Source organism: Nostoc sp. JL23 (genome assembly GCF_017115065.1).
Classification (GTDB): domain Bacteria; phylum Cyanobacteriota; class Cyanobacteriia; order Cyanobacteriales; family Nostocaceae; genus Nostoc; species Nostoc punctiforme_A.
In genome coordinates, this window is the sequence record NZ_JABXKN010000131.1 from 1 (window position 1) to 16,249 (window position 16,249).

At 38.6% G+C, this 16,249-nt stretch carries 12 protein-coding genes; 7 read left to right on the plus strand and 5 right to left on the minus strand.

All coding sequences use genetic code 11. The features are described from left to right. Together HWQ42_RS27350 and HWQ42_RS27355 are read left to right on the plus strand one after the other, a co-directional pair. A partial coding sequence (locus HWQ42_RS27350; protein WP_292817437.1) for an NHLP bacteriocin system secretion protein occupies nucleotides 1-988 on the plus strand: 988 nt, incomplete at its 5' end. Between the two features lie 5 nt (nucleotides 989-993). Then, the gene (locus HWQ42_RS27355) at nucleotides 994-5,583 is read left to right on the plus strand and encodes an NHLP family bacteriocin export ABC transporter peptidase/permease/ATPase subunit (RefSeq protein ID WP_292817564.1); all 4,590 of its coding nucleotides are present in this window, start codon (nucleotides 994-996) and stop codon (nucleotides 5,581-5,583) included. A 159-nt stretch (nucleotides 5,584-5,742) separates the two neighbouring features. Here HWQ42_RS27355 and HWQ42_RS27360 read toward each other — a convergent pair whose 3' ends face one another. Beyond that, a complete protein-coding gene (locus HWQ42_RS27360) occupies nucleotides 5,743-6,969 on the minus strand; it encodes a glycosyltransferase family 4 protein (protein ID WP_292817439.1) in 1,227 nt (408 codons plus the stop codon). 505 nt (nucleotides 6,970-7,474) lie between these two features. Here HWQ42_RS27360 and HWQ42_RS27365 point away from each other — a divergent pair. The 4 genes from HWQ42_RS27365 to HWQ42_RS27380 all read left to right on the plus strand — a co-directional run bounded on the left by HWQ42_RS27365 (nucleotide 7,475) and on the right by HWQ42_RS27380 (nucleotide 12,254). Then, entirely contained in the window at nucleotides 7,475-7,690 is a 216-nt protein-coding gene (locus HWQ42_RS27365) for a hypothetical protein (RefSeq protein ID WP_292817441.1), read from the plus strand. 976 nt (nucleotides 7,691-8,666) lie between these two features. Continuing rightward, entirely contained in the window at nucleotides 8,667-9,830 is a 1,164-nt protein-coding gene (locus HWQ42_RS27370) for a glycosyltransferase (RefSeq protein ID WP_292817443.1), read from the plus strand. A gap of 446 nt (nucleotides 9,831-10,276) precedes the next feature. Beyond that, nucleotides 10,277-11,134 (plus strand): hypothetical protein, encoded by an 858-nt coding sequence (locus tag HWQ42_RS27375; protein ID WP_292817445.1) that lies wholly within the window; start codon nucleotides 10,277-10,279, stop codon nucleotides 11,132-11,134. 721 nt (nucleotides 11,135-11,855) lie between these two features. Beyond that, nucleotides 11,856-12,254, plus strand: coding sequence for a hypothetical protein (locus tag HWQ42_RS27380; protein WP_292817447.1), 399 nt, complete (start codon nucleotides 11,856-11,858; stop codon nucleotides 12,252-12,254). Nucleotides 12,255-12,520: 266 nt separating this feature from the next. Here the strand turns inward: HWQ42_RS27380 and HWQ42_RS27385 are convergent, their stop codons facing one another. Together HWQ42_RS27385 and HWQ42_RS27390 are read right to left on the minus strand one after the other, a co-directional pair. Then, on the minus strand, nucleotides 12,521-12,727 hold the full coding sequence (locus tag HWQ42_RS27385; RefSeq protein WP_292817572.1) for a hypothetical protein: 207 nt from the start codon (nucleotides 12,725-12,727) through the stop codon (nucleotides 12,521-12,523). Between the two features lie 232 nt (nucleotides 12,728-12,959). After that, complete coding sequence (locus HWQ42_RS27390) at nucleotides 12,960-13,448, minus strand: hypothetical protein (RefSeq protein WP_292817449.1); 489 nt, start codon at nucleotides 13,446-13,448, stop codon at nucleotides 12,960-12,962. Between the two features lie 170 nt (nucleotides 13,449-13,618). Between HWQ42_RS27390 and HWQ42_RS27395 the strand changes: the two genes are divergently transcribed. Continuing rightward, complete coding sequence (locus tag HWQ42_RS27395; protein ID WP_292817451.1) at nucleotides 13,619-15,001, plus strand: XRE family transcriptional regulator; 1,383 nt, start codon at nucleotides 13,619-13,621, stop codon at nucleotides 14,999-15,001. Between the two features lie 191 nt (nucleotides 15,002-15,192). On the opposite strand, the gene HWQ42_RS27400 is transcribed toward HWQ42_RS27395, so the two are convergent. Both HWQ42_RS27400 and HWQ42_RS27405 read right to left on the minus strand, forming a co-directional pair. Next, nucleotides 15,193-15,699 (minus strand): hypothetical protein, encoded by a 507-nt coding sequence (locus HWQ42_RS27400; RefSeq protein ID WP_334811796.1) that lies wholly within the window; start codon nucleotides 15,697-15,699, stop codon nucleotides 15,193-15,195. Nucleotides 15,700-15,954: 255 nt separating this feature from the next. Beyond that, nucleotides 15,955-16,185, minus strand: coding sequence for a helix-turn-helix transcriptional regulator (locus HWQ42_RS27405; RefSeq protein ID WP_190737527.1), 231 nt, complete (start codon nucleotides 16,183-16,185; stop codon nucleotides 15,955-15,957). Nucleotides 16,186-16,249: the final 64 nt, after the last annotated feature.

Below are 16,249 nucleotides of genomic sequence, written 5' to 3' on the forward strand. Positions count from 1 at the left end.
TACCTTTCTTAGACTCTTTAGTATATGTGTACTATATTTAGATGCGTTTGCCCTGGGACTAGACTCAATTCGACAAGATCGGATTAGCCAAATACAAAGCTTGCAAGCTACGGAGCAACTGCTACCGACTTTCAAACAAAGATTAGATAAACGCCAGCAACTATTGCAACAAGGAGCAATTTCGGGTGATACAGTACTCCAGGCGCAGCAAGACTACTTAAACGCAGCCAAACAAATTAATGAAGCGCGATCGCAACTCAAGCAACTGGATGTCAAAGAAGTAGATGCCGAAAGACAATATCTAGAAAACTTGAACTCAATTAAAGATTTACAAGCGCAGTTAAAGCAACTAGATAGCAAACAGGTGACATCAGAACAACAGGACTTAGAAGCTGACACTAACCGCAAACAAGAAATTCAGGAAGTCCAACGAAATATTGCTCAATTAACAGTGCAATTAGTAGAGAACAGCCAGATTAAAAGCAGTTACACTGGAAGAATTTTAGAAATATCTGCAACACCAGGGCAAGTTGTACAACAAGGTACACCAATCGGAGCGATCGCTGCTCAACAAGCATCAGAGCAACCCGTAAGCGTCGCATTTTTCCCGATTGGTGATGGTAAGAAAATTCAACCAGGAATGAAGATACAAATCACGCCTAGCACAGTACAACGAGAACGTTTTGGAGGTATTATTGGTTCTGTTAGCGATATCTCAGCTTATCCAGTGACTAAAGAGAGCGCATTAAGCATTGTAGGCAATTCCGAAATCATCCAAGGGTTTATGTTACAGGGGCCACAAATTCAAGTTACTGCCCGACTACAATCAGACGCTAACACCTTCAGCCACTACAAATGGTCTTCTTCTCAAGGGCCTGAGTTGAAAGTAACTCCTGGTACTACTACTACTGTACAAGTCACCGTAGAAGAACGCGCCCCAATTACTTTTGTCCTACCGCTTTTAAAATCCTGGACTGGCATTAACTAGATATGATGTGGTGGCAAAATCTCCAGAGAATAATAAGGCATAAAAGCAAGCGGTGTCATACTCCGACTATACTCCAAATGGAGGTAGTAGAATGTGGGGCGGCTGCCTTGGGAATTATTTTGGCGTACTATGGTCGCATTGTCCCGCTAACGGAACTTAGGCAAGTTTGTGGAGTATCACGGGATGGTGTTAATGCTTTTAACCTTGTCAAGGCAGCCAAAACCTATGGACTCAGCACTAAGGGCTACAAGAAAGACTTAACTGCACTGTGGCATCTCAAACTTCCTTGCATTGTATTTTGGAACTTTAACCACTTCTTAGTCGTAGAAGGTTTAAGCAAGGAACGAGTTTATCTAAACGATCCGGCTACTGGACGGCGTAGTGTCTCTTGGAAAGAATTTAGCGACTCCTACACAGGTGTTGTGCTTGTTTTAGAACCTGGTTCAGGTTTCCAAACAGGGGGACGCAAACCCAGCAGGATTTTGAGTTTATGGTCACGTCTGCAAAAATCTCTTGGTGCGATGATTTACTGCGTACTAGCGGGTTTTTTGCAAGTAATTCCGGGATTAGCCATACCTGCATTTTCTCAAGTTTTTATAGATAATGTGTTAATTGAGAGTAAAAATGAGTGGTTGCGTCCGCTAATTTTAGGGATGATTTTCACAGCCGCGCTCAATGGATTTTTAACACTGTTACAGTTGCAATTTCTGCGTCAGTTAAAAGTCAAGCTGTCTGCGAGCATGAAAAGTAAATTCCTATGGCATATTTTACGCTTAAGCATCAGTTTTTACGATCAGCGATTTGCAGGAGAAATCAGTAGTCGTATACAACTTAACGATAGTATAGCAAACTTGCTTTCCGGGAAGTTAGCTACTAGTGCGATCGCCGCAGCTTCTATATTTCTATATGTAATAGTCATGCTGCAATACGACGTATTGCTGACTTCAATTGCGATCGCCTTTGTCGCTACAAATTTAGTTACTTTGCAATGGGTAAGCAGGCAGCGCACAGATACTAATACTAAAATGATGCAAGAGGATGGGAAAGTCCAGGGCATAGCGATTTCTGGTCTTCAAAGTATAGAAACGCTCAAAGCATCTGGATTAGAATCAGATTTTTTCTCGAAATGGGCAGGTCACTACACCAAAGCGATCAATATACGTCAACAATTGGACGTAACAAACCAAACACTAGGAATTTTACCAACATTTCTATCAGCTAGTGCATCTATGCTCATGTTAGCGATCGGCGGTTTGCGAGTCATGGATGGAGCCATGAGCATCGGCATCTTAGTTGCTTTCCAAGGCATGATGCATAAGTTACTTGAACCTATAAATAATTTAATGGGTCTAGGACGTGACTTGCAAGACATGGAAGGTAATCTTAATCGCCTTGATGATGTTTTACAGAACCCCATTGACCCACAGTTAGAACCGAAAACAGGCAAGGGAGCACAGGGTAAGTCTTCTCCTCTGCCCCAGACTTCTCTTTGCAAGCTGAAATTACAAGGGGATGTTGAATTACACAATGTTACCTTTGGTTATAGCAAAATAGCTCCACCGATAATAGAGAATTTTAATCTCTGTATCAAAAAAGGACAAAGAGTTGTTCTAGTAGGTGCTAGTGGTTGTGGAAAGTCTACTATTGCTAAACTTTTGTGTGGACTTTACGAACTCTGGCAAGGAGAAATTTACTTCGATGGCGAACTCAGAGAACAAATTGACCGCCAGGTATTAGTCAATTCTATCTCTGCCGTAGACCAAGAAATCTTTTTCTTTGCTGGCAGTGTTAAAGATAACTTAGCACTTTGGGACAGTACTATACCCAATGAATATTTAGTTCAGGCTTGTCAAGATGCTCAGATTCACGATGCGATCGCTTCTCTACCAAAAGGATACAATGCAGAACTATTGGAGGGTGCTGCTAATCTTAGCGGTGGTCAGCGACAACGCTTAGAAATTGCGCGTGCCTTGGTTAATCATCCCAGCATCCTGATTTTAGATGAAGCCACCAGTGCCTTAGATGCCAAGATTGAAAACCAAGTCAGTCAGAATCTCAAAGCGCGTGGTTGCACTTGCATCATTGTGGCACATCGACTTTTGACCATACAAGATTGCGATGAAATTATTGTTATCGAACGCGGAAAGATAGTTCAACAAGGAACTCATGAGCAATTACAGCAAATTGAAGGGCCATACTTGCAATTGATTCGTAGCGAACAAAATCTTAAGTTTGAATCTAATATTGTCCCAACAGCAGAAACTAATGTTGCTGATGATTCCTCTATTTCTCCCACTTCTTTAAGCAAGATAGATGCTATCAAAAATCCTATCCAAAAGATAGATGCAGAATTACTCAGATTAGAGTCAAAAGAACGCTTTGAACGCGAGTTAATGACACAAACATTAGCAGAATTGGCATCTGTGCTGCAACCAAGGTCAGATAAAGTAAGTAATCGCTCAACGTTGAATAAAAATCTCGATTTAGGTGACAGCCAGCAAGCTTTATTAGTCGCGGCTGGTGCTGTAGGCAAAGCTTTAGGAATTGAAGTTCGCCCCCCAGCAATTTCCGAAGATTCCCAAGAAATCAAAGACTCTGTAGAAGCTCTAGCTCGCGCTTCCTGTATCCGAGTGCGGCAAATTAAATTGCCAGACAACTGGTGGCGACAGGATCTCGGCCCTATATTGGCATATACCGAAAAGACAAAGTTGCCAGTGGCATTATTACCAACGTCTGATACCCGTTATCAACTCTATTCGCCTAGCGAACAAGCCTCTGTCTCTGTAGATGCTCGCACGGCAGCAACACTAATTCCAAATGCTTATATATTTTATCGACCTTTTAGCCAGAAACATCCCAAAGCTATTGATTTACTTCAGTTTGCTTTCCAACGACATTATAGGGAGTTGATTGTAATTTCAGGGGCGGGAATCACAGCTACTTTACTCGGAATGCTCACGCCTTTTGCTACAGCTATCTTGATTGACAAAGCTATCCCTGATGCAAATCGCGCTTTACTGGGTCAAGTTGCTTTTGGATTAGTGGCTGCTAATGCAGGCGCAACGTTGTTTCAATTAATTCAAGGGCTGGCTACGATTAGGCTAGAAACTTTTGCCACCTCCTCTATTCAAGCAGCAATTTGGGATCGATTACTTAATCTCAAGCTTTCTTTTTTCCGCTCTTTTTCATTTGGTGATTTAAATTCTAGAGTCACTGCTGTTAGTCAAATTCACCAAAGATTGGGGAATACAATCTTAAAATCAACTCTTTCTAGCTTGTTTTCGTTGCTCAATCTTGGATTATTGTTATACTACAATATTTCCTTAGCTCTATTAGCTTGTGCAGTCGCACTGTTAAATACGGCTGTGACTATTATCTTCGGGATTGTGATCGTCCGTATAGCTCGTTCGGGATTAAACTATGAAGGTAAAATCTATGGTGTAGTTGTACAGTTGATTAATGGAGTAGCTAAACTCAGAGTCGCTAAAGCTGAAACTCGTGCTTTTGCTTACTGGGGTCAACAGTATACCCAACAACTAAAACTAATGCTTGGTAGGCAAAGTATTGAAGATAATCTTGCTGTAATTAATCAAGTACTACCTACCTTAACGACTGCGGCTCTATTTGGGTTTGCTGCTAGTTTAATTGAACAGTCGTATGTATCGAGACAACCTAGCTTATCCACTGGTACTTTCTTAGCATTTAATGTTGCTTTTAGTACTTTTATTCATGGAGTAACCAGTCTCAGCAATACAGCTGTAGAAGTTTTGCAAGTCTTGCCTTTGTGGCAACGAGCTAAACCAATTCTCCTCGCAGAACCAGAAATTAAGTTAAACCAAGCAGATCCTGGAAAACTTTCAGGTAGATTAGCTCTCAAGCGTGTCAGTTTTCGCTACGGTAATGATTATCCTTTAGTATTAGATAACGTTAGTATTCAGGCTCAAGCTGGGGAATTCGTTGCGATTGTTGGTTCTTCCGGTAGTGGGAAATCAACTTTATTAAGACTACTTTTAGGGTTTGAATCCCCTAAATCAGGCAAGGTTTATTACGACGGACAAGATTTAGCCTCTGTGGATATTCATGCTGTACGCCGTCAATTAGGTGTTGTATTGCAAAATAGTCGGCTAATGTCAGCTTCTATTTTTAATAATATTACTAGTGGTGCAACTCTGACGATGGACCAAGCTTGGTCAGCGGCTCGAATGGCAGGTTTAGCAGATGATATTGCTGCCATGCCGATGGGAATGCACACAGTCGTCAGTGAAGGCGGTAGTAATCTTTCCGGTGGGCAACGGCAACGGCTATTGATTGCACGAGCTTTAGCACTCAAACCGAAAATTTTATTGTTTGATGAAGCTACTAGTGCGCTCGATAACACAACCCAAGCGATAGTTAGTCAAAGCTTGGATAAATTGCAAGTCACTAGAATTGTTATTGCTCATCGGCTTAGTACCATCCGCAATGCTCACCGCATTTATGTACTTAAAGCAGGTCGAGTTGTGCAACAAGGAACTTTTCAAGAATTATCAACTACTGAAGGATTGTTTGCTCAGTTGATCGCTCGGGAGGGCATTGTCAACTTAATTGAACAGTAATCTAAAAAGAAGGCAAAATACAACCAAACTGCAAGCTGATGATTTCATTGGCAAAGCGATGAGAAGCGTAGATTATGGGCAATGAACAAAGCAGAGGCAGTATCCAGATTTTACTATCTACCGTCCTCCTCATTAACTTGACAATCCTGGGAAATTAAATCAGGTTTTGTCCGCTCGGATTGCTTCAAGGTAAATGCTTTTGAGTTTAGAAGCATAGTCTTCGATAGAATGATGTTCGATAATTCTAGAGATCGATCTGTTTGATTTATCTAGAATTACTTTGCGATCGGCAAATATCTCATGTACTGCTTGCTCAATTCCCTTACGGATCAATTTACTAATGACGAATCTACCTTCTTTTGTCCTGTAAATTGCTTCTCCTAAAGTATCTTTAGGAATTTTTATTATCCACCCTACATTATTATCGTTGATTTCTGTTAAAGCTCTAACATTAGTTGTAATTACAGGGCATCCTGCTGCTTGAAATTCTAAAACAGAATAGCCATAAGTATCAGCATAGGTTGGTAATAAACCAATATGAGACTTTTTCATTAACTCAAGAACCTCCTGATTAGGCAGACGTGGAAAATAGTTAATCCAATCAGAATTTTTCTGAATTAGATGCTTTGCCTTTTCAACATCAGCGAGTATTGTTTTAGTAGCATAATTATCAGTAGCAAGAGAACTAACAATTGTTAATTCAAAATTGTATTTATATTTATCTTTTAAATATTTGAACATCTCAACTATTTCTTGCCCTCCTTTGCGAAAGAAACCAGAACCTACAAATATAAATTTTATCTTTTCATCTAAGTTAAGCTGTTTATTTTCATATTTGTGGATCAGCAATCTTTGCGGCGGATGCATAACTATCAGTTTGCTTTGTATGCTTTCTTGATATTCTGAAAATTCTTTTAGAAGCATTGTTTGCATATTAGCATTGCAATCAGACATAGCAATAATGCGGTGGCAAGCATCACCAGATAGTGCTTTAAAAGCCTTGTGTATTTTAGCTTCAGTTTTCAGAGCAGAAAAATCTGATTCTAGCTTGCGAGCGTGCGGATATGAAATCAGGCAAGTAAATCTTGGGAGGTACGTTTCAAATGTTGTAATCCAGGGAATAGAGCTATAACTGATAGTATTGAAAAAATGAAGCAGACTAACTTGATTAAGATTAAAATCATAAAATTGATAGTAAGAGTCAAATCTAGGATTTTTAGTGTTAAATCTGGACAAAACTTTGCGGTTGGCAAGTCGATTTTGGTTATTCGCAATCATCTCTTTTAAGCTGAAAATATCGCAAACTTTTTTGTATTTAGCGTCAGGCACTATGCCGATAATGTTTCTTTCCTCTGCATATGAATTGAACTGATAACCAATAAGCACAATTGGCTTCTCCTTTTTCCAAGAGTGACGTAATTAGAACTGAAGTATTTAGCGATACAGCAAGAGCAACGGTTGTTTTGCTATCTTTTTGAGTTATCTTGTTAAGATTATTTATCATAATTTTTACCCAGTCTTACGTTAAAAATATGACTTTGTGTTTCGTTATATATTTTGGCGTTCATCGTACTCCTTCTCCTAACGCAGACGCTAACGCGAACGAAGAAGCAAGCTACGCGTAGCTTCTCGCACTGCGAAGCAGAACCCGAAGGGTAGAGAAGACGTTGGCACAGCCATCGCTCGATGAATATTCCGACTTCAAAAAATCGCGTTGCTCCCGCTTCAAGTTTAGAGGCTTTTTGCCCAATGTATTTTTTCTTTCTTGTGTAAGTCTTGATTCGGTTAAGTAGAAAAGTGGGAAAAGTGGGATGTTTTACATAAAGTGTTGATTGTTATGTTAATAAGCTGTTAAATTAATACATGGAGTACATAATAACGGAAAATGAACATGAACTCTTCACAAAAAACCACTAACGAAGAATTACTAGATGGTGAGCTATCAGAAGAATTACTAGATTCAGAAGAATTACTAGATAGTGAACTATCAGAGGAAGAATTGATCGCAATAGCAGCCGGAGCAACGGAGCAGGGTTTATCGGGATCGCTTAAACTGCCTAAACTGCCCCTGATAGGAAGCATCAATGTTAGCGGAAGTATTCGATAAATTTAATACCAACTCTCTATGAAGCTGCACATTGTATTTTGACCCCTTCTAACCTCCCTATGCATTGTCCAGATTTTTTTTACAATCTTGCAAGGTTTGCTATACAAAGTTGATTAAGATTGAGTTTTAGCAAGTCTTGAGAATTAACCACTCATGGTTATCTGGAAAAGAGCATTTTTAGGGATTTCTAGAAAATTAAATGCCATCTGTCGCTTTTACCATTCGGAGCGAATACGATATGTCATAGCGAGCGCAACGAAGTGGAAGCTTGGCGATCGCAAAGGTTTTGGGATTACTTCACTACCAAGAGCGCTCTGTACCTTGAGGGAAAGCTTCCCAGCAAACCTGATGACAATTGTTCAAACGGACACGATCTGACTTTTGGCTATTGACACGAAGATATATACCAGTTGCGTGAGTCTTAATATTATTAAAATAGCTGGCATTTGATTACTTGTAAATGCTTCATAGAGAATCTGTAATAAAGTATTAGGGTTTGGTAGTTAGTGAGCGCTCCCTCTCACAAATCTTAAGAAAGATCCGAGAATAGATCGCAACCTTAAAGAAAGTGCCATAAAGGGTACTTTTTTCCATATAACTACTAAACCTTTATTTTTATTGGCGCTTTTTAGCGATCGCTAATTATGTAAGGCGATCGCGAGAAGCTTGAAAGTCCTACTTTCAAAGGAAATTTTAGAATCATTGTTTGAAAAGTATGAAAGAATCTACTAGGGGCTTGCGAACACTAATGTGTGCGCTTTGCGCCCAGCGCATCCCAAGCTCCAGCCAAGCTAAACTCATCTGTCCAGTGCTAGAAGTTCACGGGGAGGGCTGTCTCTCGCACATCCTTTGGAAATACCAAGCATTTCAAAACACTATATTAATAGGTTATTTTTGTTGCCCCTAGCAGAATTTCTTGTCAACTGCATGTCCGCATGATTCATTTAAACCCAATCCCTTTCACTACTACCTATACATGAGTACTATAGTCATCACAACTCACGGTACATTAGGAGACAACTTGCCTTATATTGCACTTGGAAAAGCCCTGAAAAGTAGAGGGCATGAAATACGCATGGTGGTAAATGAAGCGGTACATTCCTATGTTTTAAAAGCTGGACTGGAAGCTTTTACTAGCGCTCACTCAAGGGTTGGCCCTGAAGAGGTGCGAGGTAATGCACAACTATGGAATCAATTGCCTTTATTGAAGGCTAAGTCAAAAGACAAAACAAAATCTGTGAAAAACAAGGATGACATAATAGATGGTGCAACACCTCTGTTAAAGGTATGTCACGGTGCAGATATGTTAATTTCTGATTCTGAGCAAGATATATTTGCCGCTGTAATAGTAGATGTTTATGATATTTACTGGGTTCGAGCTCGTGTGACTCAATTTTCTCAGGGATTTTCTGACACAAAAATTGAATATCATCCTTTTTACAAAAGTTGGCTAAATACCGAAAATTCAAAGCGCTTTATTTTGGCTGCCAGTCACCATTTTTGCCAATTATCTCCAGAATATTCTCACGTACATCAAACAGGTTTCTGGTTTTATGAAGATTCAGATTGGAGCGGCGGCAAACCCAGCGAAGAGATTAAGGAATTTGTTGAGCAGGAACCTAAACCTTTAGTACTTTCATATAGTAGTCAACCTCTGGAAAATCCTCAAGAAATTGTGGAAGTTCACGTCCGTGCTGTGGCTAAATTAGGTCGGCGAATTTTAATTCATCAAGGCTGGGCAGACTTTAATCAAAGTCATTTACCATCAGATATCGATCGGGATAACGTCATATTTGCTAATGGTTTTATAGCGCACGATTGGTTGTTTTCCCGTGCCGCCGCCGCTATCGTTCATGGCGGAATTGGGACGATCGCACGGTCATTGCGTAATGGCTGTCCTGTGCTGGTGGAACCTTTTGCTTTCGATCAATTTTTTAACGCCTTACAGGTACAAAAATTAAAAGTCGGAACTGCTATGGATACAGAGAAGCTGACAGCAGATAGAGTTGCTAATGTTTTAGATAAAAAAGTATTGACACCTGACTATAAAAAACGGGCTGTTGAAGTTGGTAAGAAAATTAATGCCGAACAGGGTTTAATGGCAGCCTGCGACTTAATTGAAAGCTGGTTGTCAAGCTGATGCTCACAAGAACAGTAGACCGAAAACTTGTGCGATGTCTTCTGGTGCATCGGCTTCTGTTTCAGAGAACGTAAGATTAAGTATTCTAAACCATGATAACTGGAGATATGAAGTTATGTAGAGAAGGATATTTCGTCGCCTTCAACACAAGAGTATTTAGTGTAAAGCCCAATATTTTGTAAACTTGAATAAGCTGTTTTATCTCAATAGTAGTGATTAATAAATAGTTAGCCAACGCTCGCTTGATATTTTCTTATATAGAAATTTCCGAGATTTGACAACGTGCTAATGTGAAATAAGCTATACTCCTTTCGTTAAATTAAAGAAGTTGAATTTATGATTGAAGTATTACCATCAAGCTCTTATAGTTATGTTGAAGATTTGAATATTTATGGATTATCACAACATATTTTAATTCCTGTAACTATCAGACAAAGCTCAAGAATATGACTAATTTTAGAGAAAGAATAGAGGCATCTAGACTAAAATTAATAATTGTTGAATGCGCCTTTAACGAGCAAGAATTCACATTAAATAATTCCAGCAAAGATACTATTATCATCAAAGTTAAAGCAACAGATGTAATGTGGCAAAAAGAAAGACTATTAAATATAGCACTATCTCAACTGCCGACAGCGTGTAAAAAAGTTGCTTGGATAGACTGCGATCTTTTATTTAATAACTCGGAATGGGCTGTAGAAGCATCGAAGCTTTTAGATATATTTCCTGTCATACAGCTTTTTGAGATCGGCATTAGGCTACCAAAAGACCAGGAAATATATAGAGGAGAAGGAGAAATATGGCAAAGTTTTGCTTCTATTTATCAAGATAAACCTAACCACATATACAAAGGATATATCAATCATGGACATAGTGGTTTTGCCTGGGCAGCTAGGAAGGATTTGTTGTTAAAGCATAAATTATATGACGCAGCTATAGTTGGAGGAGGAGACGAATATATGGTACATGCTATGTGTGGAGCTTGGTATTCAATATGTGTTGCCAGAAATTTAGGAAAAAGCAAATATCATTTTAATTACTTCATAAATTGGGCAGAAAATTTTTATAAAGATGTTTCTGGTCAAGTCGGTTGTGTATCCGGTTCTGTTTTTCATTTATGGCACGGAGATAGTAAAGACAGACAACATCTTGAAAGAAATATTCAACTTCATATCTCTAATTTCGATCCGAAAAATGATATATCTATTGACGAAAATGGTTGTTGGAAGTGGAATTCCGAAAAAACATATATGCATCAATGGATAAAGGAATATTTTTTACAAAGAAAAGAAGATGGTGATTGAATATTGGAAATTATCGACGTTCTCTATCCAGCGCTCAATAGCGAAATAATTGCTGGAGTCGGTGAAACCATACCTTACCCTGGAGTCATAGAAATTGAAGGTAAAACATCTAACGTGAAATAAGATATACCCTTTTTATTACACTAAAGAAGTTGAATTTATGATTGAAGCATCACCATCAAGCTCTTATAGCTATGTTGAAGATTTGTGGATTATCACAACATATTTTAATTCGTGTAACTACCAGACAAAGCTCAAGAATATGACTGCTTTTAGAGAAAGAATAGAGGCATCTAGACTAAACTTAATAATTGTCGAATGCGCCTTTAACTAGCAAGAATTCACATTAAGCAATTCCAGCAAAAATACTATTATCATCAAAGTTAAAGCAACAGATGTAATCTGGCAAAAAGAAAGACTATTAAATATAGCACTATCTCAACTGCCGACAGCATGTAAAAAAGTTGCTTGGATAGATTGTGATGTTTTATTTAATAACTCGGAATGGGCTGTAGAAGCATCGAAGCTTCTAGATATATTTCCTGTCGTACAGCTTTTTGATTTCGGTATTGAGCTTCCAAAAGACCGGGAAATCTATAAAGGAGAAGGAAAAATATGGCAAAGTTTTGCTTCTATTCATCAAGATAAACCTAACGAAATATACAAAAAATATAGTCGGCATGGACATACTGGTTTTGCCTGGGCAGCTACGAAGGGTTTGTTGTTAAAGCATAAATTCTATGATGCAGATATAGCTGGAGCAGGAGACGAATTAATGGTACATGCTATGTGTGGGGCTTGGTATTCAATATGTGTTGCAAAAAAGTTAGGAAAAACCAAATATCATTTTAATCACTTCATAAATTGGGCAGAAAAATTTTATGAAGATGTTTCTGGTCAAGTCGGTTGTGTATCTAGTTCTGTTCTTCATTTATGGCACGGAAATAGTAAAGACAGACAACATTTAGAAAGAAGGGTTCCACTCCATATCTCTAATTTCGATCCGGAAAATGATATATGTATTGACGAAAATGGTTGTTGGAAATGGAATTCCGAGAAAACATATATGTATGAATGGATAAAGGAATATTTTTTACAAAGGAAAGAAGATGGTAATTAAATAATGGGATAAAACTATCCAATTTATCAAGTAAAATTAAATAACAAATATCAAATTAGCATGACAGTTATATCACGCCGTAGAACAGCGCCCTTGTCAACAGTAGGGAAATAACTATGACCCAGCAAGCTACCAAAGCGTAGAACAAACAGGTCGAACTTGCCTTGCAAAGAACTATTGATTTGCGAAAGCGTGGAAGAGTTGGAGGAAGAGTTACCTGCGGTAACGGAGTGTACGACGCTGGCGCTTGTGGAAGCTGCACCGAGTCAATCTGCTTCGTTGTTCGCTGAAAACCAAGTCTCTGGTCTTGAAGCGATATTCCCTAAATTATTAGCTTGTTGGGTATGAGAAAATAAAACATCAATTTCTCTAATCTCACCAGCTACACGGCTAGAAGCTTTTACTTCCCCATAAGGTTTTAGTAACTCTTCCAAATAGTCTTTAGCAAATTGGTCGTGAATAAATCGAGTCATTTAAATTACTATGAAAGTTATTTATTCTAATTAATATTTTATCTCTTTTAAGAGCAGCTTTTAAAAATGCAAGCGCTCCAATTTTACATTTTTTCCTCTTTAATACTGAAAATGTCAACAATACCTATTCTACAGGCTTGTCAGCTAAAAAAGGCTTTTTTTAGGCTGATTAAATTAGCATTAATGTTATATTTTTGGGTAGTAGATAATGATTTACTCTGTATTAGTTTGCTTAAGCTCCGGCGATTGTTGCCAGAGCTAGAAGATTTATTTTAGCTTCTGATAGTCTTGAAAAAAAACGATTCAAATCACTTAAAAGTTGACAATACAAGCTATTGTTTTCATAAGTGCCAGTAGCATTCTCCCAAGAATCGCAAATTCTTGGGCTAGTAAGAGGCAAAATCAAAACAGATAGAGCCGCAATTAAAGGCACAATTAAGATAAGGTTTCGGGCATCAGTGATTAAACCACCAACTTCGCTCAGAATAGGTAAATCGTATTGGTGACGATGTGTAATTAGTGTATCCTTGGTTTTCTGTGGTTGAGTTTTTTGCTCCTTTTCTAAATTGAGATTGGGCTGGATATCTATCTCAATAACGTTCTTCCTGACTACTTCAATTGCCGTCACTAAATCATCTATAGGTTGTCCATTTCTGGCATGAGTGACAAGTATTGCTTCAAGAATTATTAATCTTGACTTGGAAGTTAATAGTATAGGCATCTGTTGATTAGCTTCATTGATGAAATCCTGGGTTGGTTGATGGTTCCAGTGGGGTTTTGGTTCGTCCTTTTGCTCAAATTACCGCGAAGGTTTTGAGGCGTTTGGGTGGGAAGTATGCAGAACTTGTAGAGCAGATGGAGCAGTCTTTTCAGCCATTATCTCAGATTCGTATGGCAATACGTGAATCTGACAAAGTGCGAGCGAGCGAGGAAGGTAAAGCCAGACTCAGACAAGCTTGTAAGGAAGTTGGGCTGACTCAAGAGAAATTAGCATCGCAGGCGATAGTGTCGATTGATACTGTAAAGCGCTTAATTGGCACCAAGAATAATCCAAATGGGGTTGGACGACAAGCAGTTAAAAATATTGCCAAGGTTTTAAATCTCAAACCTACGGATATAGTTGACGTTAAAGACTGGTATCCTCAACGGCAGTTCCCACCAGAATTTAAACAACTTATTGATGAAAAAACACAGCTTTTTTGTGGGCGTGAATTTGTATTTAGCGCCATAGAAAATTTCTTACAAAACAACCCAAATGGCTATTTCACAATTATTGGTGATGCGGGAATGGGTAAAAGTTCTATTGCTGCTAAATATGTGTTAGATAACCCAGAAGCCATTTGCTTTTTTAATGTGCGTGCAGAGGGAATAAATCATCCCGAATTATTTCTGAAAAAAATTCGCCAACAATTAATTGCTCGTTTCCATCTGCCAGATGTAGCTGATGCGGATTTATCAACTTTATTTACTAAAGCGAAGGAAAAATTATCCACTGGGGAACGATTAATTATTGTTATTGATGCCCTGAATGAAGTTGACCAGGAAGGAACAGCAAATATATTATATTTACCAACGATTATCCCCAACGGTGTTTATTTTCTCCTGACGAGAAGACCTTATAATCAAAATGAAAAAAGGTTGAATATTTCACCCAGTATCTCGACTCAAGAATTGGATTTAAGAGAGAAAATTCAAGAAAGTATTCAAGATGTGAAACAATATATTCGGCAATTTTTAAATAATAATAAATATAAGCAGGGTTTGAATCAGTGGATTCAGAAACAAAACCATATGTCTAATGATGAGTTTGTCAATAAAATAGCGACAAAGAGCGAAAACAATTTTATGTATTTGCGGTGTATTATACACGCGATTGCTGATGGCTATTATAATGATAAACCTTTGGATGAATTGCCTATTGGTTTGAAAGGTTATTATGAAAACCACTGGCATCTTATGGATATGACAGCTAAACCTTTACCGAGAAATAAAATCAAAATTGTTTATGTGATGTGTACTTTGTGTAGTGCTGTTTCTGGTGAATTGATTGCTAAATATTCCAAACAGAATGCATTGACTGTGCAAGAAGTTTTGGATGGATGGGCACAATTTTTACATAGACAGGAAAGCCATCAACCACCCCGTTATCGGTTTTATCATGAGAGTTTTCGAGATTTTTTGCACCGTCAGGATCTTGTCCAAGCTGCGGGGGTAAATTTACCTGATATCAGCGCAGAAATCACGGAGTCGATGATAAAAAATATGAATATATGATGACTGCTTCCATGATATGTTTGTCAAAGTGCGATAAGTAGTTAAGCGAAATTAATTACACAATGGCATACTTCGCCCAGTTGGTAGGTATTGGGTACTCTGGTTCGCTCCATGATGCGCTGCACCACATCTTTCACAATCCTACCACTTGGAACTTTACCACCCGCTTCCTCTACTGCCTTCTGCCAAGCTTATCTTTGTACTTCCGGCTCTAAAGAAACCAAAGGGCGTACTTGACGTTCATTATTTGGCAGAATTTGTAAACCATTGGTTAACATTTTTGGAGTCTGTAATTCATCCGTAGCTATTTCCTCTCTTTGTAAACCATTGGTTAACAAATTGTCCATGACTGTCGCTGCGGCAATCTTGTAGCTGGCTGCTATCCGCGTGTAACCAAACCTTTGCTTGCAATATTCTTCAAAGGTTTTGTGAGTTGAACGGTACAATTTGCGATCGCGCAATTCCGTCAGCGCCTTCCCTGCCTCAAAAAACGCTCTTTCGACTTTTCGCTCTAAATGCAGGCGATCACTAACTTCCTGCTCTGTCAACTCTGGAACTTCAACAGCAGTTACCGTAATTGTCGCTGTAGCTGAATTTGTTTGCTCAAAAATATCCTCCGCATAACTAGCAAGCGGGGTGTTGTCACTGGATTGAACAGGGATATCCTTTTTTCGCCTAGAGGATGGCTTTTTCGTCATTCCAACGTTTTTAATTCAATAGTATTTCTCTAAAGTCGATTGCAAAGTTGCAAAGTAAGTTTTAACTATTTATTACAAGCAGGAGTAATTACTGAGTCAAGGAAACGCAGGGAGGAACAAGAGGATTTACACTTCAAAAATTAATCCTCAAATTGTATCCCTGAATTTATACCCAGGACTTATTCAACTACATACAGACTTTCTTTAAAAATGCACTACTTTGCGGCAGTGATTATAAAAGAGAGAGGAGCAGAATTAGCTGCCCACATCTGTTACCTCCCTCAACTCAAATAAATCAGCTAAGTCACACCGGAAGTAGTCACATAACTTTTCAATCGTTTCTGTATCCACCCGCTTAAAGTCATTGGTGAACAGCCGATAAACAGCTGGGTAAGAAATGTTAGAACTTCTGGCAACTTCAGCCAATGACAGTGTTGGGTTTTTTTCAGCCATAAGCACAGCTAGGCGGCAATGCATTTTCCTCATGCCTCCATTAAACTATAGTTTTTATCATAATTGATTTCGTTATAATTTAGCAATTTAGTATTGT

Excerpts from the sequence above, each read along its gene's own strand:
- HWQ42_RS27385 (WP_292817572.1), bottom strand. The coding sequence starts at position 12,727 with ATGACTCGATTTATTCACGACCAATTTGCTAAAGACTATTTGGAAGAG.
- HWQ42_RS27390 (WP_292817449.1), bottom strand. The coding sequence starts at position 13,448 with ATGCCTATACTATTAACTTCCAAGTCAAGATTAATAATTCTTGAAGCA.
- HWQ42_RS27400 (WP_334811796.1), bottom strand. The coding sequence starts at position 15,699 with ATGACGAAAAAGCCATCCTCTAGGCGAAAAAAGGATATCCCTGTTCAA.
- HWQ42_RS27370 (WP_292817443.1), top strand. The coding sequence starts at position 8,667 with ATGAGTACTATAGTCATCACAACTCACGGTACATTAGGAGACAACTTG.
- HWQ42_RS27355 (WP_292817564.1), top strand. The coding sequence starts at position 994 with ATGTGGTGGCAAAATCTCCAGAGAATAATAAGGCATAAAAGCAAGCGG.
- HWQ42_RS27365 (WP_292817441.1), top strand. The coding sequence starts at position 7,475 with ATGAACTCTTCACAAAAAACCACTAACGAAGAATTACTAGATGGTGAG.
- HWQ42_RS27395 (WP_292817451.1), top strand. The coding sequence starts at position 13,619 with ATGGCAATACGTGAATCTGACAAAGTGCGAGCGAGCGAGGAAGGTAAA.
- HWQ42_RS27375 (WP_292817445.1), top strand. The coding sequence starts at position 10,277 with ATGACTAATTTTAGAGAAAGAATAGAGGCATCTAGACTAAAATTAATA.
- HWQ42_RS27405 (WP_190737527.1), bottom strand. The coding sequence starts at position 16,185 with ATGAGGAAAATGCATTGCCGCCTAGCTGTGCTTATGGCTGAAAAAAAC.